At 32.6% G+C, this 22,637-nt stretch carries 19 protein-coding genes, 4 tRNA genes and 1 riboswitch; of the genes, 15 read left to right on the top strand and 8 right to left on the bottom strand.

The genetic code is table 11. The annotated features are described in order from the left end of the window. The 4 genes from QHG34_RS05365 to rpmH form a co-directional block, all read right to left on the bottom strand. Positions 1–828 carry a 2OG-Fe(II) oxygenase gene (locus QHG34_RS05365; RefSeq protein ID WP_282629174.1) on the bottom strand — a complete coding sequence of 276 codons (828 nt, stop codon included), beginning with the start codon at positions 826–828 and terminating at the stop codon, positions 1–3. 9 nt (positions 829–837) lie between these two features. Further along, positions 838–1,920 (bottom strand): hypothetical protein, encoded by a 1,083-nt coding sequence (locus QHG34_RS05360; RefSeq protein ID WP_282629173.1) that lies wholly within the window; start codon positions 1,918–1,920, stop codon positions 838–840. Positions 1,921–2,030: 110 nt separating this feature from the next. Further along, the gene (locus QHG34_RS05355) at positions 2,031–2,723 is read right to left on the bottom strand and encodes a cell division ATP-binding protein FtsE (RefSeq protein WP_282629172.1); all 693 of its coding nucleotides are present in this window, start codon (positions 2,721–2,723) and stop codon (positions 2,031–2,033) included. Positions 2,724–2,806: 83 nt separating this feature from the next. Then, positions 2,807–2,965, bottom strand: coding sequence for a 50S ribosomal protein L34 (gene rpmH, locus QHG34_RS05350; protein WP_282629171.1), 159 nt, complete (start codon positions 2,963–2,965; stop codon positions 2,807–2,809). Positions 2,966–3,327: 362 nt separating this feature from the next. On the opposite strand from rpmH, the gene gyrA reads away from it, so the two are divergent. After that, positions 3,328–5,901, top strand: a complete 2,574-nt coding sequence (gene gyrA, locus QHG34_RS05345) for a DNA gyrase subunit A (protein ID WP_282629170.1) — start codon at positions 3,328–3,330, stop codon at positions 5,899–5,901. A gap of 4 nt (positions 5,902–5,905) precedes the next feature. After that, positions 5,906–7,102 carry a tetratricopeptide repeat protein gene (locus QHG34_RS05340; RefSeq protein ID WP_282629169.1) on the top strand — a complete coding sequence of 399 codons (1,197 nt, stop codon included), beginning with the start codon at positions 5,906–5,908 and terminating at the stop codon, positions 7,100–7,102. Between the two features lie 166 nt (positions 7,103–7,268). Here the strand turns inward: QHG34_RS05340 and surE are convergent, their stop codons facing one another. Continuing rightward, entirely contained in the window at positions 7,269–8,033 is a 765-nt protein-coding gene (gene surE, locus QHG34_RS05335) for a 5'/3'-nucleotidase SurE (protein WP_282629168.1), read from the bottom strand. Positions 8,034–8,227: 194 nt separating this feature from the next. On the opposite strand from surE, the gene QHG34_RS05330 reads away from it, so the two are divergent. Together QHG34_RS05330 and QHG34_RS05325 are read left to right on the top strand one after the other, a co-directional pair. After that, on the top strand, positions 8,228–10,300 hold the full coding sequence (locus tag QHG34_RS05330) for a carboxy terminal-processing peptidase (RefSeq protein WP_282629167.1): 2,073 nt from the start codon (positions 8,228–8,230) through the stop codon (positions 10,298–10,300). Then, on the top strand, positions 10,300–11,412 hold the full coding sequence (locus QHG34_RS05325; RefSeq protein WP_282629165.1) for an ABC transporter permease: 1,113 nt from the start codon (positions 10,300–10,302) through the stop codon (positions 11,410–11,412). The genes QHG34_RS05330 and QHG34_RS05325 overlap by 1 nt, the downstream gene beginning before the upstream one ends. A gap of 207 nt (positions 11,413–11,619) precedes the next feature. Here the strand turns inward: QHG34_RS05325 and QHG34_RS05320 are convergent, their stop codons facing one another. The 3 genes from QHG34_RS05320 to QHG34_RS05310 form a co-directional block, all read right to left on the bottom strand. Further along, positions 11,620–12,003 carry an HU family DNA-binding protein gene (locus QHG34_RS05320; protein ID WP_282629164.1) on the bottom strand — a complete coding sequence of 128 codons (384 nt, stop codon included), beginning with the start codon at positions 12,001–12,003 and terminating at the stop codon, positions 11,620–11,622. Between the two features lie 145 nt (positions 12,004–12,148). After that, a complete protein-coding gene (locus QHG34_RS05315) occupies positions 12,149–13,417 on the bottom strand; it encodes a serine hydrolase domain-containing protein (RefSeq protein ID WP_282629163.1) in 1,269 nt (422 codons plus the stop codon). An 87-nt stretch (positions 13,418–13,504) separates the two neighbouring features. Next, complete coding sequence (locus QHG34_RS05310) at positions 13,505–14,248, bottom strand: TrmH family RNA methyltransferase (RefSeq protein WP_282629162.1); 744 nt, start codon at positions 14,246–14,248, stop codon at positions 13,505–13,507. A gap of 4 nt (positions 14,249–14,252) precedes the next feature. Between QHG34_RS05310 and tamL the strand changes: the two genes are divergently transcribed. From tamL to cobC, 11 genes are all read left to right on the top strand, one after another. After that, on the top strand, positions 14,253–16,862 hold the full coding sequence (gene tamL, locus QHG34_RS05305; RefSeq protein WP_282629161.1) for a translocation and assembly module lipoprotein TamL: 2,610 nt from the start codon (positions 14,253–14,255) through the stop codon (positions 16,860–16,862). Between the two features lie 37 nt (positions 16,863–16,899). Beyond that, on the top strand, positions 16,900–17,967 hold the full coding sequence (gene fbaA, locus QHG34_RS05300) for a class II fructose-bisphosphate aldolase (protein WP_282629160.1): 1,068 nt from the start codon (positions 16,900–16,902) through the stop codon (positions 17,965–17,967). Positions 17,968–18,002: 35 nt separating this feature from the next. Next, positions 18,003–18,851 carry an acetyl-CoA carboxylase, carboxyltransferase subunit beta gene (accD, locus tag QHG34_RS05295; RefSeq protein ID WP_282629159.1) on the top strand — a complete coding sequence of 283 codons (849 nt, stop codon included), beginning with the start codon at positions 18,003–18,005 and terminating at the stop codon, positions 18,849–18,851. Between the two features lie 88 nt (positions 18,852–18,939). After that, positions 18,940–19,012, top strand: a tRNA-Gly gene (locus tag QHG34_RS05290). Positions 19,013–19,044: 32 nt separating this feature from the next. Beyond that, positions 19,045–19,128: transfer RNA gene (locus tag QHG34_RS05285), tRNA-Leu, on the top strand. Between the two features lie 28 nt (positions 19,129–19,156). After that, positions 19,157–19,229, top strand: a tRNA-Gly gene (locus QHG34_RS05280). A gap of 20 nt (positions 19,230–19,249) precedes the next feature. After that, positions 19,250–19,333: transfer RNA gene (locus QHG34_RS05275), tRNA-Leu, on the top strand. A gap of 99 nt (positions 19,334–19,432) precedes the next feature. After that, positions 19,433–20,074 carry a hypothetical protein gene (locus QHG34_RS05270; RefSeq protein ID WP_282629158.1) on the top strand — a complete coding sequence of 214 codons (642 nt, stop codon included), beginning with the start codon at positions 19,433–19,435 and terminating at the stop codon, positions 20,072–20,074. A 10-nt stretch (positions 20,075–20,084) separates the two neighbouring features. Further along, positions 20,085–20,204, top strand: a riboswitch (cobalamin riboswitch). 98 nt (positions 20,205–20,302) lie between these two features. Then, positions 20,303–21,322, top strand: coding sequence for a nicotinate-nucleotide--dimethylbenzimidazole phosphoribosyltransferase (cobT, locus tag QHG34_RS05265; protein ID WP_282629157.1), 1,020 nt, complete (start codon positions 20,303–20,305; stop codon positions 21,320–21,322). Continuing rightward, positions 21,316–22,092 carry an adenosylcobinamide-GDP ribazoletransferase gene (locus QHG34_RS05260; protein ID WP_282629156.1) on the top strand — a complete coding sequence of 259 codons (777 nt, stop codon included), beginning with the start codon at positions 21,316–21,318 and terminating at the stop codon, positions 22,090–22,092. The genes cobT and QHG34_RS05260 overlap by 7 nt, the downstream gene beginning before the upstream one ends. After that, entirely contained in the window at positions 22,077–22,637 is a 561-nt protein-coding gene (cobC, locus tag QHG34_RS05255) for an alpha-ribazole phosphatase (RefSeq protein WP_282629155.1), read from the top strand. Before QHG34_RS05260 ends, cobC begins: the two co-directional genes overlap by 16 nt.

Raw genomic sequence — 22,637 nt, 5'->3', positions numbered from 1 at the left:
TTAATCTACTTCTTCATCTTTCTTATAAATATGCGGATTTTCTACCACACCATTTTTAAATATTTTTCTAACACCCATTCTTAGCGCATTATCTACCTGTAAAACATGATCTAAAACCTTCTGATCTAGACGACCTCTAAACGATGTTACATGAAACGAATCTGTTTCTCTTAACGGCTCTTTAGAAAAATAATAATTAGAAACACACTTTCTAAAACCTTCAAACTTGACAGGTGAAACCGAATGCAAAGAATCGTTGTGCGTTGCCATTACAACCAAACGATTGAACTTACTAAAAATGGTAATTTGGTCATTCTTCAATCCATTTGGCCAAACTTCTAAATTACCACCATATTCTTCTTTCCAATCTGGCGTTACATAATATAACAAATTCAACACTCGCCATAATTCTCTTTTCGCATCATGAGAATTATCTAAATGAGGTTGTAAAAATTGACGATTTCCCATCATAGATAAACCACCAGCATACAAAGAAGAATCAGGAATTGGTTGTTTAATTTCACAGATTTCTGCAATCAAATTGACGATTCGTTCATCTTGAAAAGCATAAATAATTTCTTCTAAAATTGGATGATATTGATTCATCTGAACAGCAATATACTTATCTTCTTTCAGACTTTTTTTCAAGACCATTTCTTCTTTCTCAGGAAATTCATTACTTATTTTGCAAACAATTTCTGTAGGTAATAAATCATCAATCCAAAAATGACCAATTTGCGCTTTAGTTGCATCAAATTGTTCTTTGATTACATTTTTATTCAATTCAATTTTTTGAAGAATAAAATCAGCAAGTTCGTTCCTGTTCATAACTTAAAATTAATTAAATATCTCATTCAAAATAATTTCAGCATTCAATTTATCATTCAAATAATTCTCTAACATTGATTTATATGACTCTGAAGCGTTAAAACATTGCTCTTTTAGTTGATTTATTGCTAAAATCAACTCATTTTTAGTCTTAACTTTGATACACAAATCACTAATTTTTTCATCATCTATTACATTATCATTTATCACCGAAAAACGACTATTAAATAACGCATTTACAACTTTTAACTTTGTTCCAGACTCTTGAAACGACCACGCAATATTAATATGAGCATCCATAAATAACTCTTGTAAATGCTTAAAATCGATTAAATGAATAAATTTTATATGTTTAACTTCTCCTATTTTAGATTTCACCCACTTTTCTTTTGTACTTGAAGCAATGACTAATGGAAAATCAATCTCTTTGAACACTTCAATTAAAAATTCTACAACTTTACAATTATCAGCAGCTCGTAAATCTCCATGATAAAGAGCATACTTACCTTTTCCTTTTAAATTTTTAAAACCCTCATTCCCATGAAAAACAGGTACAAACTTACCTTTAAGATACTTTGTATGAATATACTTTTGTTCTGCCTTAGAAAGTGTAAATACTTGATCAAATTGATTTAATATCTGTTCGTATCGACTATACTTTTTTGCTTCTTGATTAAAAAGAATTTTCTTAAAAAAATTAGATTCACTCTTTGCTAAACCTCCAAAATAGTTTTGTTCTATATTATGTAATCGTAGAAATTTGGGATAATTATCGAGCTGAAAATCGTTTAAAACGGAAGTTGTTTTCAGACTTTCAAAAAAAATTGGCGCGTATTTTTTTTGTAAATTCTCAAAAATCAATTTACCATTACGAGATTGAACAGAAATTGGACTTTGATTAAAAATATAAAACGGATTTTGATTAATTGGATAAAAGTAAACTTCTTCCGCATAGAGCTTCAAGTCTTTTAAATCATCGTTCTTAAATCCAAAAACATGCAAATAAATTTTCACACCTAATTGATGAAACGCTTTCAGTTTATAAAACACATCAATTATTCCTCCATAATTTGGAGGAAAAGGCACATCCATACTAATAAAATGTAACTTTTTATCTTGATACATAACGTTATTACAAATAAAAAAAGAGTTTACTCAAATGTAAACTCTTTCTTTTAAAATATATTGTTTTTAGACAATTCTTATTCAGTAATTGCTTCTGTAACTTCAAATAATTTCCCGTCTTCGCAACGCACTTTACGCGCTGGATAACGACGAATAATTTCGTAATCATGTGTAGCCATTAAAACTGCACAATTATTTTGCTTAGACACTGATAACAACAAATCCATAATATCATTTGATGTTTCTGGATCTAAGTTTCCTGTTGGCTCATCTGCTAAAATCAATTCTGGATGATTTAATAATGCACGCGCAATAGACACACGTTGTTGCTCACCACCAGAAAGACGGAAAGGCATCATTTTCTTTTTAGATAGCATACCTACAGCGTCCAAAACTTCATCAATACGTTTATCAATCGTCTCTTTATCTTTCCATCCTGTCGCTTTTAACACGAAAGATAAATTTTGCTCTACTGTACGATCTGTTAACAACTGGAAATCCTGAAAAACAATTCCTAAATGTCTTCTTAGATCAGGAATTTTACTTGTTTTCAATGTTTTAAGATCCATACCTACCACAGATCCTTGTCCTGTTTGTAGAGGTAAATCTCCATAAAGCACTTTTAACAAACTACTTTTCCCACTTCCAGTTTTACCAATTAAATAAACAAATTCGCCTTCGTTTAAGGTAAAATTAACGTCAGATAATACTAAATGACTTCTTTGATATATAGATGATTGAGATAACTCAATTACATTTTTAGCTTCCATACTTTTTACAGTCTTAAAAAACAAATGTAAAAAAAAAGCTTGAAAGAAGAACCCTCAAGCTTATTTTTTATGATTTGTAACGATTATCTTTTAGCTCTTACATCGCTAATAGATACTGATGCTCTTCCTTTTTTTCTACGAGCCGCTAATACTTTGCGTCCGTTTTTAGAAGCCATACGCTCACGGAAACCGTGTTTGTTTCTTTTCTTTCTGTTACTTGGTTGAAATGTTCTTTTACTCATCTTTACTAAGTTCTAATCCATTACTCGAATGGGTTGCAAATATACAGTTATTATTATTAATTCAAAAATCAAATTGATTGAAAATTACAAAAAATATGAATTAATAGTAAACCGCGTCCGTTCTACAATTTGTAATTTTCGAAGTGCAAATATAAAAACATTTTTTTGTTTAGCAATAGAAAATTAAAACAATAACATAGAAATTTTATTAACAATTGTGATTTTAAATCATTTTTTTCAAGATACATTACTTAAACGAAATTTTTTCCTTAAAACTTTCATAAAACATCAAATAACTTGTTTTTAAGGGACAATATTTGGCTTAAAATTCGTATATTAGCCACCTTATATAACAAAACAATATGACTGAAGGAGAAAGACTAATCCCAATTAACATTGAGGATGAAATGAAATCCGCGTATATCGATTATTCGATGTCGGTAATCGTATCTCGTGCACTTCCAGATGTGCGCGATGGTTTAAAGCCTGTACACCGTAGAGTGTTATTCGGAATGTATGAATTAGGAGTATTTTCTAACCGTTCATATAAAAAATCTGCTCGTATCGTAGGGGAAGTTTTAGGTAAATTCCACCCTCACGGTGATAGCTCAGTTTACGACGCAATGGTGCGTATGGCGCAACCTTGGTCTTTACGTTATATGCTAGTTGACGGGCAAGGTAACTACGGATCTGTAGATGGTGATCCACCTGCAGCAATGCGTTATACTGAAGCAAAACTTCAAAAAATTTCAGACGAATTATTAGCTGATTTAGATAAAGAAACTGTTGATTTCCAATTAAACTTTGACGATACTATTCAAGAGCCAAAAGTTTTACCTACAAAAATTCCTACTTTATTAGTAAACGGAGCTTCTGGTATTGCAGTTGGTATGGCTACAAATATGGCGCCACACAACTTAACTGAGGTTATTGATGGTACAATTGCCTATGTAGACAATCGTGATATTACGATTGATGAATTAATGCAACACATCAAAGCACCAGATTTCCCAACAGGAGGTACTATTTATGGTTTTGATGGTGTAAAACAGGCTTTTGAAACTGGACGTGGACGAGTAGTTTTACGCGCTAAAACAAACTTTGAAGAAGTACACGGTCGTGATTGTATCATCGCTACAGAAATTCCTTACCAAGTAAACAAAGCCGACATGATTGCAAAAACGGCAGAGTTGGTAAAAGATGGTAAATTAGATGGTATTTCTGAAATTCGTGACGAATCTGACCGTAAAGGTATGCGTATCGTTTATGTACTTAAAATGGACGCTGTACCTAATGTAGTTTTAAATAAATTATATAAATATACTCAATTACAATCATCATTTAGTGTTAACAACATTGCGTTAGTAAACGGAAGACCTGAGCAATTAAATCTAAAAGATTTAATTCATCATTTCGTAGAACACAGACATGAAGTTGTTATTCGTCGTGCTGAATATGAATTGAGAAAAGCACAAGAAAGAGCTCACATCTTAGAAGGTTACATGAAAGTAATCGGAACACAAGATGACTTAGATCGTGCTATCAAAATTATTCGTGGAGCTGCAACACCTGAAGAAGCTAGAACTGAATTAATGGCTGCTTTTGATTTATCAGAAATTCAGGCGCGTGCAATTCTAGATTTACGTTTACGTACTTTAACTGGTCTTGAGATTGACAAAATTCGTGATGAATACGAAGAAATCATGAAAATGATTAATCACTTGAAAGATATTTTAGCAAACGAAGATTTACGTATGCAAATTATCAAAGACGAGTTAATTGAAGTTCGTAAAAAATATGGTGACGAACGTCGTACAGATATTGATTACGCTGGAGGTGACTTAAATATGGAAGATTTAATCCCTGATGAAAAAGTAGTTTTAACTATTTCTCACATGGGTTACATCAAACGTACTCCACTTTCTGAATACCGTAAACAATCTCGTGGTGGTGTTGGTAACAGAGCCGCTACTACACGAGACGAAGATTTCTTAGAATACATGGTTTCTGCGTCTAACCACCAATACATGTTATTCTTCACTGAGAAAGGAAAATGTTTCTGGATGCGAGTTTTCGAAATTCCTGAAGGATCAAAAACTTCGAAAGGTAGAGCAATTCAGAACTTAATTAATATCGAACCAGATGATAAAGTAAAAGCTTACATCCGTACACACGATTTAATGGACGAAGAATACGTAAATAATAATTACGTCATTATGGTTACTAAAAATGGTATCATCAAGAAAACATCTTTAGAAGCATACTCTCGCCCACGTGCAAACGGAATTAATGCAATTACAGTTCGCGAAGGTGATACATTATTAGAAGCATTATTAACAGATGGTAAATCTCAAATTATGATCGCTTCTCGTTATGGTAAAGCTATTCGTTTTGAAGACGAAAAAGTTCGCCCAATGGGACGTACAGCATCTGGAGTTCGCGGTATCAACTTAGGAGACGAACCAGATAACGAAGTTATCGGTATGGTTGTTGTTTCTGATATGGAAAAACAAACCGTTTTAGTTGTTTCTGAACAAGGTTATGGTAAACGTTCGTCAATCGAAGATTATCGTGAAACAAATCGTGGTGGTAAAGGTGTTACAACTTTAAATATTACTGAAAAAACAGGAAAATTAATCGCCATAGAAGCTGTAACAGATGAAGATGATTTGATGATTATCAACAAATCTGGTGTTGCAATTAGAACTGGTTTAGATGAAATTAGAGTAATGGGTCGTGCAACGCAAGGTGTTCGATTAATTAACTTGAAGAAGAACGACGAAATTGCTGCAATTGCAAAAGTTGAAGTTGAAGAAGAGTTAGAAGATGAAGTAGAACTTGACGAAGATGGAAATCCAATTGTAGTAGAAAACTCTGACAACACAAACGAAACTCAAGCAGAAGAAAAGCCTGCTGAGGATCCAAATAATGAATAATCAAATGAAGAAATTATTATTTAGCTTAGGTTTAGTTTTAGCAATGTCTACAACATTTGCTCAAACAAATACAGAAGAACTAACAACAGAACCTACAGTTTTAGCAGAAAAATATAACAAATCTGCAAAAGAAAACTTAGCAAAAGGAGATGTTACAAAAGCAAGTCAAGATTTAGCAAAATTATCAAAATACGAAAATGGTAAAGCTTGGCAGGTTAAAAACAAGGATACTAAGAAAGATGAATTTTATTATTCTCAGGCAGATTTAGACAAAGCTACAGCTGGAAAAAATTATGCAAAAGCAAAAGAAGTTATTTTACAACCAAAATACGGCTTCTTATTGCAATCTGAGGTTTCTAATTTAGCAAACAAAGAATTGGACGCTGCAAATAAAGCTATGGATGCTAAGCAATTTCCTGAAGCTGCAGTTAAATTTTTAAATGTTTACAACCTTGTTGAAGCTTTAGGAACAAAAGAAGAAATCTACAAATACCAAGCAGCTATTTGTTATTACAACGCTACTGATTATGACAAATCATTAACTATCATCAAAGAATTAGCTGCAAAAGGATTTACAGGTAAATCTGCAAACCAAACAAAAGACTACAACCGTGATATGTACGTGTTAGCTTTGAATGGTTTATACAATGCTAAAAAATATGATGCTATTGTAGACGAAGCTGTTGCTAAATACCCAAAAGATAATGACATCAACAATCTTGCAGCTGGTATTTATCAAGTTTCTGGAAACAGTGATAAAATGCGTCAACGCATCGAAGAAAGTATTAAACTTGACCCAAACAACGGACAAAATTACTACAACTTAGGTGTTTTACTTTTAGATGAAGCTGATAAAACAGAAGAAGCTAAAAACATGTTCAAAAAAGCGATTGAATTAAATCCTAAACATTTTGAATCATACAACAACTTAGTTTTAGCTGTTCTTAAATCTGACAAAGAAATTGTTGAAACAATGAACAACAATTTAGGAACGTCTAAAAAAGAAAAAGAAATTTATAATGCGAACGAAACTAAACGTAAAGCAATATTTACAGAAGCCGTTCCTTATTTAGAAAAAATGTATGAAATTGAGCCTCAGAATCGTCAAGTGATTCGTAACTTAATTCAGGCATATAAAACTTTAGGAAACGATCAAAAAGAAACTTTTTATCGTGATGCTGAGAAAAAATTATCTAAATAATTTTAAGAAATACTAAAAAAGGACTTCATATGAAGTCCTTTTTTTTATGTTTTGATTTTCTTTTTGAGATTCTTCGACAAGCTCAGAATGACAACGAACTTAGAACTTAGAACTTAGAACTTAGAACTTAGAACTTAGAACTTAGAACTTAGAACTTAGAACAAATCTACAATTCCCAATTGCGTAAATCACCTAAAAAGTGATGCGCAGTCAAATCATATCTAACAGGAACAACAGAAACATAACCTTCTTCTAAAGCACGTTCGTCTGTATCATCGCCTTTGTCTAAGTTTTTGAATTCACCACTCATCCAATAATATGTTCTTCCACGAGGATCTTCGCGTTTATCAAATTTCTCCTCCCATTTAGCATCAGCTTGACGGCAAACTTTTATTCCTTTAATTTCATGTTCTTTCAACTTCGGAATATTCACATTCAAGACAACACCTTTTGGTAATTTATTTTTCAAAACCTCAGCTATTACTTTCTTGATAAATTTTTCTCCAGCCTTAAAGTCTGCATTGTATGCAAAATCACACAAAGAAAACCCGATCGCAGGAATACCTTCTATTCCAGCTTCTACAGCTGCAGACATCGTTCCCGAATAAATCACATTCACCGACGAATTTGATCCGTGATTAATTCCCGAAATACATAAATCTGGTTTACGTGGTAATATTTGCGAAACAGCCAACTTCACACAATCTACTGGTGTTCCCGAGCAAGCATATTCTTTCACTTCTTCATCTACTTCTATTTCGTCACAAAATAAAGTTGAATTTAAAGTTACAGCATGCCCCATTCCACTTTGCGGACTATCTGGTGCAACGACATAAACTTCTCCAAATTCTTTCGCCATTTCGACCAAAGCTCTGATACCAGGAGCCGTAACTCCGTCATCATTTGTCACTAAAATTAGCGGTCTTTCCATATTTTATTGTTACTTTTATTTCTTATTTATACAAATGTAAAAAACTTCCTTCTAATTTCTTTTTTGTTTTATATTTGAAGGACTCGAAAATTATTAATTTATAATAAGAACAACGCTATATGTTAATTAAAAAAACGTATGTTTTACTATCGTTTTTATCAATGAGTTTGTTGGCTTTCTGCTTCTGCAAACCTATGTTAGACTCTGACGGAGACAAAGAAAAGTTAATCGTAAAAAATACACGTAATACATTAACTTATTTACATTACAAACCTGCAAATATTGATGATAAATTTTCTGAAAATGTATTTAATAAATACTTAGAATACATCGATCCTGCAAAACGTTTTTTATTACAATCTGATTATGATTTATTCAAGAAAGATTATCACAATTTAGATGATTTTTACAAAAATGAGAATTTATCATTCTATAATTCTACTGCAGATACAATCTACAAACGTATTGCTGATGCAGAGAAATACTCAATGGATGCTTTATCAAAACCAATTGATTTCAATAAAAAAGAAAACTTTAATATTGATTACAAAACATCTAAATACGCAAAAGATAAAACAGAAGCAAAAGACTTATGGCGAAAATACATTAAGTACAATGTAATGTTAGAGATTATCTCTATGCAAGATGAATTAAAAGGTGAAAAGAAAGACACATTAGGTAAACCAGCTACTATAAAACCTGTAAAAGATCCTTTGGCTGACGAGAAAAAGAAAATCACAAAAGACACACCTTTTGCTGAAGTAGAAAAAATGGCTCGCGAAGAAGTAAAAGAATTAATTTCTGACTATTTCCGTCGTATTAAGCAAACAAAGAAAGAAAACTATTTCTCTATTTATATTAACTCTTTTACAGAGCAATACGATCCGCACACAACTTATTTCTCACCAACAAGTAAAGAAGATTTCGACTTCGAAATGTCTGGACAAATGGAAGGAATTGGTGCTAAAATACAAGACAAGAAAGGTTACGCTACAATTGCAGAATTAATTATTGGTGGACCAGCTTGGAAAAACGGAAAAATTGAAGTTGGTGACAAAATCATCAAAGTTGCACAAGGTAAAAACGGTGAAGCTAAAAACATTGTTGGAATGATTTTGAGCGATGCAATTCGTTTAATAAAAGGTAAAAAAGGAACTGAAGTTGTTTTAACTATTCAGAAAAAAGATGGTTCTCAACAACAAATTTCTTTGATAAGAGATATCATTCAAGCTGAAGAAGTATTTGCTCGCTCTTCTGTAATTACAGACGAGAAAGGTGATAAATACGGAATCATTTATTTACCAGAGTTTTATACACCGATGGGGAAAGACGAAGGTCGTTACCCTTCTGATGACATCAAAAAAGAAATTGAAGTTTTGAAAAAAGAAAACATCAAAGGTCTTATTTTCGATGTTCGTAACAATGGTGGTGGTTCTTTAGAAGAGGTTGTAAAAATCTCTGGATTATTCATTAATCAAGGTCCAATTGTACAAGTTAGACGTTCGGACGGAATGTTAAAAATTCACGAAGACAAAGATGCAACGATTGCTTATGACGGTCCTTTAGTTGTAATGGTTAACGAACTTTCTGCTTCTGCATCAGAGATTTTTGCTGCAGCAATGCAAGACTATGGCCGTGCTGTTATTGTTGGTTCGCCACAAACGTTTGGTAAAGGTACTGTACAAACTATCTTGCCTTTAGATCGTAACACAGGAAGTGATGAGTTAGGTGCTATAAAATTAACTATTCAGAAATTCTACCGAGTAAACGGAGGTTCAACACAATTAAAAGGAGTTCAATCAGATATTTCTTTAGTTGATCAATACACTTACGAAGATATTAACGAAGGTTCTCGTCCAGAAGCATTAAACTGGGATCAAATCAAACCATTGGTTATTGCAAAATGGCCAACTGCGATTAACTTAGATAAAATAAAAGCTAACAGTAAAACACGTTTAGCAAACAATGCTCACTTAAATTTACTGAACGAAAGCTTCAAGTTTATTAAGTCGATGGAAGATGTAAAAGAGATTCCATTAAGCATAGAAGATTACAAAGTTTACCGCAAAACACGCGAAGACAAAATAAAGAAATTCGAAACTTTAGATAAATACAAGAACAACTTTAAGTTTACGATGAATCAAAACGACCTTACAGCTGTTAAAAACGATACAGTCTTGAAAGCTAAACGTAACAATTGGTTCAAAGGAATGCAAAAAGACTTTTATTTAAACGAAGCTGTTAATGTCCTAAAAGATATTAAATAATGACACAAGACAACGGTTCATTTTCACAAATCGTATTCAATAAATTAAGAAAGAACACCCTTGGTGTTCTTTCTTTTAGTGTAATAGTATTAGCTGGAATCATTTCTATCTTTTCCTATTTCTTTGCGTCCGATAAAACCGAGAATGCTAACCGACAAGACCTAACCATTGCATACGCACCTATAGGTTACAAGCAACAAACAATCGAAATTCCTTTACCTAATTACACAGGTAAAATGACATTTTCAGATTATTTATTTGGCAAAGAAATCGATTCGGAGCAAATAAGTATTTCATCATACAAAATAAATGGTGATACACTTACTTACATTCCATATATAGGCAACGGACTAAACGGAGAGGCTGTTAATATAAATACCTCAGCTTGGACAAAGTATAACATCAAACCATCAGATATTGAGAAAGAATTTATCTTCACAAAAACATATCTTCTTGGCACAGATTCCTATGGACGCGACTTTTATTCTAGATTAATTATTGGTACAAGAATCTCGTTTTTAATTGGTTTTATCGCAGTTTTTATTTCACTACTTGTAGGTGTTACATTGGGTGCTATCGCAGGATATTACAAGGGAAGAGTTGATGACTTTATAATGTGGTTAATAAATGTTATATGGTCTATCCCAACACTTCTTTTGGTTATAGCGATTACCTTAGCAATTGGTAAAGGTTTTTGGCAGATATTTATTGCGGTCGGACTAACAATGTGGGTAGAAGTTGCACGTGTTGTACGTGGACAATTCTTATCTTACAGAGAAAAAGAATTTGTGGAAGCTGCAAAAGCATTAGGTTTTTCGGATATGCGAATTATATTCAATCAAATTCTTCCTAATGTAGTTGCTCCAGTTATTGTTATTTCTGCTGCCAACTTTGCTTCGGCAATCTTAGTAGAAAGTGGTCTTAGTTTCTTAGGAATTGGAGCACAACCTCCTACTCCGTCTTGGGGAAACATCATCAAAGAACATTATAGTCATATCATTTTAGGCAAACAACATTTGGCAATTTTACCAGGTTTAGCTATTATGTTACTAGTTCTTGGATTTAATATCTTCGGAAATGTTTTGCGAGATATTATGGATATTAAACAATAGGAAGCTTATTTATTAAGATGATTGTTAAATAAACACACAGTGTCATTCTGAACTTGTTTCAGAAACTTTCTCTTAATTGTAAATAAATTATCAAGACATTTTAATTAAAACGTCAGGTGATTTCAAACAAAACGTCAAGTGATTTTAGGTAAAATCACTTGACGTTTTTTATTTGCTTTAAGTATAACTTAATTTATCATTCAACGCTTACTTCTTTTTTTCATATTTTAGAGTAGCTAAAGTATCTCGTAAATCTAATCCTGGTCTGAAAAGAATTTTAGAACCTTTAATTAAAGATGCATTTACTTTGTTTGCTGCATCCACTCCTTCGCTACTAAGACTAATCTGAAAAGATCCAAAATCGCCTAATCTCACAATACGACCATCAGCCAAATGTTTCGATAACATTTTAGCCAAATCTATTAAAGTTGCATGTACATCGCTTTCGCTAACCGAAGAAGTCTGCGCAATTTCTTTACTTAAATTACGTAATGTAATTTCGCCATCTGCAACAGAACTTGCATAAAATTTTTTAGGCGCTGCAGGATCCGCAGGATTGCCTTTTTCAATAACATTGTATTTTACTGACATAAAAAATAGGTTTTAAAAGTTAATTTGTTAGTTAACTCAATTTAACACAATAATTTATATTATCAAAATTTATTTACTGATTATCAATAGAATACAAATGTTTTGTATAAAAAAAGCCTTCTTAATAAATAAGAAGGCTTTGTAATTATCTTTTTACTTTAGGAGCAATTTTAGATGTATCTTTTGGCATTAGTTGAGGTTGATGCAACTTCAACGAGTCTTTATTAGGTACTTTTAGCGGATAAGTCCCTGTTAATCCTGCTAATCTAAATGCACTATAAACATTACGATTCTGTTTATTTCCTAAGGCTATTATAGTAAGTTGATTATTGATATCGTGTACAAAAACGGTATTATTACCGTGCCACCAACCATTGTGATACAACAGTTTTTTACCATTATCATATTCTAACAAACGCATTCCTAGTCCATAATTCTTGAAACCTTTTTGCTCGTAACTATATCCCTGAAAAGCTTCTTTCTTTAAATTCTTAGGTAAAAAATCATCCGAATACATTGCTACATCCAACTTGTACATATCCCTTGGTGTAGAATAAATGTTTTTATCTCCATATGTACGGTCAAAATCGTCCCAAGCCCACTCGTAACCATTGTATTTGTACGAACGTGCAACAGTATCTTTATCGCGATCATATTCAAAAACAAAAGTATTTTTCATCTCAAGAGGATCAAAAATCATGTACTTCATCGCTTTTGGATAATCCATTTTCATGATCTTTTCTATGATCAAAGCAAGAAAAGCGAAGTTGGTATTCGAGTAATAGAAACCTTTATCAGCTGGACGAATTTGTTTAACGTCATGTTCTTTGAAGATATTAAAAACGTCTTGATTAGAGATTGGTTTCTGACGACCTTCCATTACCTTTTTATTATTCCACAAAACGTTGGCATAATTTGGTAATCCACTGCGGTGGTTTAGCAACATACGAACTGTTACATCATCGTACGGAAAACCTTCTAATATTGTATTTACCTTTTGATCTAACTTTAATTTACCTTTTTCTACCAACTTTAGTATTGCCATAGAGGTAAAAACTTTGGAGATAGAAGCAATATGTACTGGAGTATTTGCAGTAATTGGACGCTGATGCCTTTCATCTGCCATACCTTGATATTCTTCGAAAACAACTTGCCCATTCTTTACAACCAACAAACCACCGCTTACTTTTCCGTCTACCCAAAAGTCTTTGTAAAACTTGTCTATCTTAGTACGGTAATCATTTAACTCGGCTTGTGTATATTTCATTGGTTTGAAATCTGCTTTCCAATCTAATGAATCATATCGAAGTGCATGTGGATCTTTCTTTCTAAGTTCCTCTTTCTGTTCGTTTTTCTTGCTACAACTACCCAAAAAAAGAGCCGCAGAAGCAAGAACAACTGCTACATATTTCATGTGATTTTTCTTATCTTTTAGTATTGAAATACTAATTTAAACGTTTTTATAAAAAAAGAGGAAAGGTTGATGAATATTAAGTTTTTTTTATGATTTGTGCGAAATTTGCGATTTAAATTCTCCTAAAATAACGCTTGTTGCAACTGCTACATTAAGACTTTCGGTAGAGCCGTTTTTACCAAAGAAAGGAATACTCAGTTTGTTTGTGGTTAAATCTTCAATCGGTTTCGAAATTCCATTTGCTTCATTTCCCATCACCAAAATACCTTCTTGCGGAAGAGTTTGCTCGTAAATAGAGTCTCCTTCCATAAAAGTTCCGAAAATGTTTCCTTTATATTCTTTCAAATAATTTTCAAGATCAATGTAATGTACCTTTACACGAGTAAAAGATCCCATTGTAGACATCACAACCTTCGGATTGTATAGATCAACAGACTCTTTGGTACACAAAATATTCTCTACACCAAACCAATCGGCTAATCGTATAATTGTACCTAAATTACCTGGATCGCGAATATCATCTAAGGCAATTGTCAATCCATTTAACGATAGTTTTTCATCGTAAAGCGGTAATTCGCACAGAGCTAAACCTACGTTTGGAGTAGTTAGATAACTTATTTTCTTAAGATCTTTCTCGTCTAAAAATGTCTTTTTAATCTGTTTCTCTTCTGGCCAAAAATCTTCTGTTATAAATAATTCTTTAATATTTATTGAACTTTTTATAACTTCACCAATATTTTTAACACCTTCTACGACAAACAAATTATATTTTTGTCTATATTTTTTAGAACCTAAAGAAGTTATTATTTTAATAACGTTATTTGATAACATATTTATGCATAAAAAAATTACAACAAATATAGCACTTATCTCTTGCTTAGGATTAGTTTTTTATAGTTGTAGCACAACTAAGAAAGTTCCTGAGGGAGAATATTTGTTTGTAAAGAACAAATTTGTTTACGATAAGGAAGATCCAGACATCAAGAAAAAGACTTCTTTTATTGGGAAAGACTTAAGCGATTACGTAAAACAAAAGCCTGCTGGTAAATTCTTAGGTTTTTTTCCGTTATGGCAATGGGTTTATAATTGGTCGCCTGCTAAATTTGACAATACTTTTCTTGAATATTATAGACAAGACGCTTCTGTTCGTAACCAAAAATTATTAGATAGCTTATTGGTTAAAAACAATTTACCAGAGTATGTTGGCAATAGTTTATGGAAAGAACGTTTGTATTATCATCAAGGAGAAGCACCAGTTTTGTTAGATGAAAAACAATCAGAGTTTTCGGCAAGAAACTTAAATCGTTTGTTTCATGACAAGGGTTATTTTGACTCTAAAGTACATGTTTCGTACGAGAAAGATTCGGTTGCAAAAAAAGCCACTACGATTTATGATTTAAAATTAGGCGAACCTTCTTATGTAGAAACGTATACTCAAAAAATATCTGACAGTAAAGTTGAAGAGTATTTAAATTCTCCGTTAGGAAAACAAGCTACTATTCATGATGGTGATCAATATGATTTTGATAAGTTTGAAGGAGAACGTGATCGTGTGGTTGATTTCTTAAAAAACAGAGGTTATTATGATTTCAATAACTCGGGCGAAGATTTATATTTTGAAGCTGATACAACTAAAAGTAATAAACGATTAGATGTTACAATGTTTATTGATAAATACATTCAAGATTCATTAAAAACAGATAGTATTACGCCTTTTACACAATACAGATTTGGTAAAGTAAATATCTATGCAGATGCCAGAACCGAAGATGATGTAAATAAAGCAAAAGATAATTTAATAACAAGAGAATACAAAAACTATAATGTTATTTACACGAAAGAGCCGTCTTATCGTCCGAGATATTATACAGATGCTTTCGTAATTACGCCAGGACAATTATATCGTCAAAGACAAGAGATTCAAACAAAACGTAATATTTATAAGAAAGATAATATTAATGTTCATCGATTTGATATCACGCCGCACGACTCTATTCTTGATGTAAATGTTTACTTTACGCCTAAAAAGAAATACGATCTTAACGTCTTTGTAGAGAGTTACGCTTCTCGATTTATGAACTTTGCGATATCTCCCGGTATGACGCTAACATCTCGTAATCTATTTAGAGGTGGAGAAAATTTAGAAACTACATTAAAAGGAACGTTAGGTTCTGTTGATAAAGATTTTTCGTTAAACAAAGCTTTTCTTAATGCCTACGAAATTTCATTAGAAACAAAACTGAAGTTTCCATATTTATTAACACCTGTTAATATTGATAAAATACTACCAAAACGTTTTGTTGCCGAGTCTGCAATTCGTACAAATGTAAGTACACAAAAAAATGTAGGTTTAGACAAAACAACGTATGGTTTTGGCTTTGACATGGATATCTCAAGTTCCGAGTTTCAACACAAAGTTTCATTATTCAATACAGAATTTGTAAATAACCGTAAAAAAGATCGTTATTATGATGTTTTTACAACAGATAATAAAACCAAAAATTCGGTTAAAGATCTTTATTATTTATACAATCCAAATGCTCCGATTTATGTAACGGATGACGAATTAACAGACGCTATTTCTGCAGATACAAACTTCCAAAACTCTTTATCAGGAGATGATGCAAGATTGTACGTAGAGTTTGAAAATATGCTTTATAGAAAAGCCAATATCTCTCAAAATGTTTTAATCAATTCGTTTATTTATCAATTTACATTTAATCAAGAAAACTCTTTCCGACCTAAGAATAATCCTTGGTATATACAAGCTCGCATAGAATTAGCCGGAAATGTATTGAGAGGTTTAGACAAGGTTTTCGGATTTAATCATTCAGAAGATATTAACAACGAAAAAACGGGATTAATTTTCGGAATTCCATATTCTCAGTTTGTAAAATTTGATCTCGATGTTCGCCGTAAATGGAAGTTAAATCCAAACTCTAGTGTTGCAGGACGTTTCTTATTCGGAATTGTTCAGCCTTACGGAAACTCATCAAGCGCACCATTTGCCCGAAGCTATTCTGCTGGTGGAGCAAATGACGTTCGTGGTTGGGCTCCATTAACATTAGGACCAGGAAGTAAGCCACGTATTAATTCTAAAAATCAGAGTTTAGAATTTGAGAGTTTAAAATTATTATTCAACACAGAGTTTCGTTTCAATTTATTTGGAAGCTTAGAAGGAGCTTATTTTATTGATGCTGGAAATATTTGGGGAGTTAACAAAAATCGTCCAGAAACTTTATTTAAATTCAAAGATTTCTATAAAGAATTTGGTATTGGTTCTGGTTTAGGTTTCCGTTATCACGTCGGTACATTCGCAATTGTAAGATTTGATTTGGGTTACAAAATCTACGACCCATCTTATGCGCAAGGAGATCGATGGCAATTTGATAGTTTTAATTTATTAAAACCAAGAATCCACTTCGGAATTAATTATCCTTTCTAAAAAAACAGCTATATTTGTTTCACAAAATACTAACATAATGAGCAGAAAATTTCCTGCCGGTGTTGCAACCGGTTCATTAGTTCAAGACATTATTAAAGATGCAAAAGCAAATCAATATGCTTTACCAGCATGTAATGTTATTGGTTCTGACACGATTAACGCAGCAATGGAAGCTGCCGTAGAAGTTAATTCTCCTATTATTATTCAATTTTCTAATGGAGGTGCTGCTTTTAATGCAGGAAAAGGATTAAAAGGTGAAAATCAATTATCTGCTATCAAAGGTGCAATTGCAGGTGCAAAACATATACACACATTAGCAGAATCATATGGTGCAACAGTTATCTTACATACAGATCATTGCGCTAAAAAATTATTACCTTGGATTGATGGTATTATGGATGCTAACGAAGAACACTACAACAAGTTTGGAAAAACGTTGTTTAGTTCTCATATGTTAGATTTATCTGAAGAACCATTAGAAGAAAACGTAGAAACCTGCAAAAGATACTTAGAAAGAATGTCTAAAGTTGGAATGACTTTGGAGATGGAATTAGGTATCACAGGTGGTGAAGAAGATGGTGTAGACAACTCTAATGTAGACAACTCATTATTATATACACAACCAGAAGAAGTTGCCTATGTTTATGAGAACTTAAAATCGGTTTCTGACAATTTTTGGATTGCTGCAGCATTTGGTAATGTACACGGAGTTTACAAACCAGGAAATGTAGTATTAACGCCTAAAATTTTAGATAACTCTCAAAAATTCATCGACGAAAAATTTGGTGTTCACAATGACGTTAACTTCGTATTCCACGGAGGATCAGGATCTACATTAGAAGAAATTCGCGAAGCAATTAGCTACGGAGTTATCAAAATGAATATTGACACTGATTTACAATATGCATTTATGGAAGGTGTTCGTAAATATTTTGATGCTAATGCGGCTTATTTACAAGGACAAATTGGTAATCCAGATGGAGCAGAATCTCCAAACAAAAAATACTACGATCCACGCGTTTGGTTAAGAGCAGGAGAAGTTTCTTTCAAAGAACGATTAATCCAAGCTTGTCAAGATTTAAATAATATTAATACATTAGGATAATTTCTTAATTATCCTCGATATAAAAACAAGAATATATGCCTTGGTTTATTAGAAGCAAGAAAAATATTACTACACCTACAGAGTCTAAAAAAGACGTAAAAAAAGGGTTGTGGTACAAAACACCTTCAGGAAAAATCATTGAAACTGAAGAACTAAAAGCAAACGCGTATGTAAGTCCAGAAGACGATCATCACGTACAAATTGGTTCGCAAGAATACTTTGATATTTTATTTGACGAAGGTACTTTTACTGAATTAGATAAAAATGTAGAAAGTAAAGATCCATTAAACTGGACTGATACAAAGCCATACAAAGATCGTCTAAAAGAAATCAAAAAGAAAACAGGGTTAACAGATTCTGTACGTAATGCAACTGGAAAAATCCATGGTCGCGACATTACAATTTCTTGTATGGATTTCAAATTTATTGGAGGTTCTTTAGGGTCTGTAATGGGAGAAAAAATTGCTCGTGCAATTGATTATTCTATCAAACACAAAACACCATACATTATCATTACACAGTCTGGTGGAGCTCGTATGATGGAAGCTGCTATTTCGTTAATGCAATTAGCAAAAGTAGAAGCCAAATTAATTCAGTTAGCAGACAACAATATCCCATACATCACAATTTTAACGAATCCTTCTTTTGGAGGAATTACTGCATCTTTCGGATCTATCGGAGATATTATCATGGCAGAGCCAGGAGCCTTAATTGGTTTCGCAGGACCACGTGTTATCAAAGAAACGATAGGTAGAGATTTACCTGAAGGATTCCAAACTTCTGAGTTTTTATTAGAAAAAGGTTTCGTAGATATGATCGTTCATCGTAAAAAGATGAAAGATAAAATAAAAGAAGTAGCTGATATGTTAATGCCTATCAACTAATTAAAATAAGTGCAAATATATTTTTAAAATTTTATTCAAATTTGATTTGGATTATTAGAAATTGATTTTATATATTTGCACTCCAATCGCGAGAATAGCTCAGCTGGTAGAGCGCAACCTTGCCAAGGTTGAGGTCGCGGGTTCGAGCCCCGTTTCCCGCTCTTTGAAATATTAGATTCAAAAATCAAATTTTGCCTTGGTGGTGGAATTGGTAGACACGCAGGACTTAAAATCCTGTGTCCATTAGGACGTGCGGGTTCAAGTCCCGCCTGAGGTACTTTTTATTTGATTTTTGCAATTTACACGCGGGAATAGCTCAATTGGTAGAGCGTCAGCCTTCCAAGCTGAATGTTGCGAGTTCGAGTCTCGTTTCCCGCTCTATTACTTCGGTAATGGATGCCTTGGTGGTGGAATTGGTAGACACGCAGGACTTAAAATCCTGTGTCCATTAGGACGTGCGGGTTCAAGTCCCGCCTGAGGTACTAAAAGCTCAAGAATTTATTTTCTTGGGCTTTTTTTATTTTATACCCAACCTTTTTTTAGTTTTTTGCATCTTCTTTATAAATCTAAACTTTATTAAGATGAAAGTAACAATACCAACACCGTGTAAAGAAAAATTACAAGACGATAATTTTTGTGCAAAATGTCAACATAAAATCAATGATTTTTCTAATTTAAGTGAAAATGATTTGGTTGAATCGATGCAAAAGGAAGAAGTTTATTGCGGAATTTTTCATCCATCTCAGTTAGGGAAAAATTTAATTCAGAAAACAATTTCTAATGTCATGATTTTTTCTGCTTTAGGATTGATAACTTCTTCTGTAAATGCACAAGATAAAACGATTTGTGCAGAGCCTATAGCTCCTAAAAACGATTCTGTTCAATACGAAAAAATTGCGTTTAAATTGATTGTTAGTAAAACTTCTGATTCAAAAGTAGATCAATTTTCTACTTTCAGATTATTGATTAATGGTGAATTGATAGAGCAAACTTTAAAAGTAGGAGAGGAGTATACGATAAAATGTGATGTACAGAAAGGTTTGCCAATAGACATCAGATTAGCTTCAAATGAAAACAATGTAGAAATTACTAAAAATTATACAAAAAAGAGCTTGCCAAAAAAGGTGAAGATAAATTCGAATGATTTTATAATGGAACCGATGATTAAAGGAGATATTTCAATAGAACCAACAATACAAGGAATAATTGCTATAAAAGAATAGTTTTTTTGCTTTTATGATTATTTTCTTACCTTGCTAACACAAAAGGGAATCGAGTGTAAATCTCGAGCTGTCGCGCAACTGTAAGTAGTAAAAACTATAAGCCAGACCACTTTTTAGATGATGCTTTCGCGATTGAAGCTCAATCAAAACTACATTTATTATTTTATTTGTTGAATTGATTGCACTTGATTTCGAAAGCATTTTTATTAAAATTTAGTTTAGTATAAAATGCAAAAAGAAGAAATTCAACACATTATTGATCTTAAAACAAAACCGCTTGGAGCTTTGGGTTTATTAGAAAAAATCGCACTTAAAATTGGTTTGGTTCAACAAAATAAACAGTTAGAATTAACAAAACCTCATCTAATTGTTTTCGCGAGCGATCATGGAATTGCACAATCTGGTGTTAGTGCGTATCCTGCAGAAGTTACGCCTCAAATGGTTTTTAATTTTTTGAATAATGGAGCCGCAATTAATGTTTTTTGTAATCAAAATGAGATTGATTTAACCATTGTTGATGCTGGTGTGAATTATGATTTCGAGGATTATTCGGTTTTGAAAAATTGTAAAGTAGCCAAATCAACCAAAAATTTCTTACACGAACCTGCAATGACATTGGATCAATTGGAAGAATGTTTTGATTATTCGAAGAAAACTGTAGACGAAATCGCTCAAAACGGAACAAATATTATTGGTTTTGGCGAAATGGGAATAGGGAACACTTCTTCTGCGTCGATGCTTGTACATTATTTGACCGATTTACCTTTGGAGCAATGTGTAGGACGAGGAACAGGTTTGAATGATGAGCAATTACTGAATAAAATCAATATTCTAAATGAAGCGAAGAATACACATGGAAAAATTAATGATCCAAAACAAATTCTAGCCACTTTTGGAGGTTTTGAAGTTGCTCAAATGACAGCTGCAATGTTATCTGCTTACGAACATAATATGTTATTGATGATTGATGGTTATATTGCTTCGGCGGCGATTTTGGTTGCGTCTAAATTGAAACCAGAAATTCTAAATAACGCTATTTTCTGTCATCAAAGCGATGAATCTGGACACCAATATTTGTTGAATTATTTCAACGAAGAACCAATTCTAAACATTAATTTGCGCGTTGGCGAAGGAACAGGTTGCGCATTGGCTTATCCAATTATCAAAAGTGCAGTGAATTTTTACAATGATATGGCAAGTTTCGAATCTGCAGGCGTGAGTAACAAAGAAACTGAAGTAGAATGCTAAAAAAAGAAATCACTTATTTTTTAACCGCATTGATGTTTTTTACACGAATTCCAATTCCGTTCAAAATTCCATACAGCAACGAAATTATGAATCAATCACAAAAATATTACGCAGCGATTGGTTTATTAGTTGGTGCTTTCAACGCGTTAATTTATACAATTTGTCAATTTATTTTACCAATTGATATCGCTATTATTATCACGATGATTACAAGTGTTTTACTAACAGGAGCCTTTCACGAAGATGGTTTCACCGATGTTTGCGATAGTTTTGGAGGCGGTTATGGCAAAGAAAAAATCTTGACAATTATGAAAGATAGCCGAATTGGAGCTTATGGCGTAATTGGCGTTATCTTATTGTTGTTATTAAAATTTACATCACTTCAACATATTGCCGAAAATAATTTTTGGTTGATGATTTTTACTTTAATTTCAGCACATTCGGTTAGTCGCTTTTTTTCTGGAATGATGATTTACACACACGAATATGTGACAGATATTGACAAAAGTAAATCGAAACCGATGGCAAACAAAGCACTTCCGATAAAAAATCTTGTCATTAGTTTTCTTTTCTGTCTTGTACCTTTTATTGTTTTTGGCGAATGGAAATTTTTGTTGATTTTACCACTTTGTTACATCGGAAAAGTTTATTTGGGCTGGTATTTCAAAAAATATATTGGCGGATACACAGGCGATTGCTTGGGAACTGTGCAACAAGTTACCGAAGTTTTGTTTTACCTTGGCGTTTTAATTCTATGCAAGTTTCTGTAATTCGACATACAAAAGTTAATGTTCCTTCATCGGTTTGTTACGGACAAACTGATGTGGAATTAGCTGATACTTTTCATCAAGAAGTTGTACAAATTCATACTAAAATTGAAAACGATTTTGAGGTAATTTTTTCAAGTTCATTAAGTCGTTGTCAACGATTGGCAGAAACCTTCTCAAATGAAATTATTTTTGATGATCGATTAAAAGAATTCAATTTTGGAGATTGGGAAATGAAATCGTGGGACGAAATTCCTTCGGAAGAAATAGAACCTTGGTACGTCGATTTTGTCGAAACTAAAACGCCAAATGGCGAATCGATGCAAGAAATGTCAGAACGACTTTTTGATTTTATGAATGAATTACGAAATGCTCAACACGAAAAAGTGTTGATTGTTACGCATGGAGGAATTATTCGTTTGATGTGGTGTTATTTGTTGCAAATTCCGATCAAAAACGCATTCAAAATTCCTGTAAATTATGGTGAAATTTTTCAGTTTAATTTAGGAAACAATCAGGAAGAAGATTTTATTTTGAGGAAAGAATAG

The sequence above is a fragment of the Empedobacter sedimenti genome (assembly GCF_030005555.1).
GTDB lineage: Bacteria > Bacteroidota > Bacteroidia > Flavobacteriales > Weeksellaceae > Empedobacter > Empedobacter sedimenti.
This window is presented reverse-complemented; position numbering and strand designations above follow the sequence as displayed.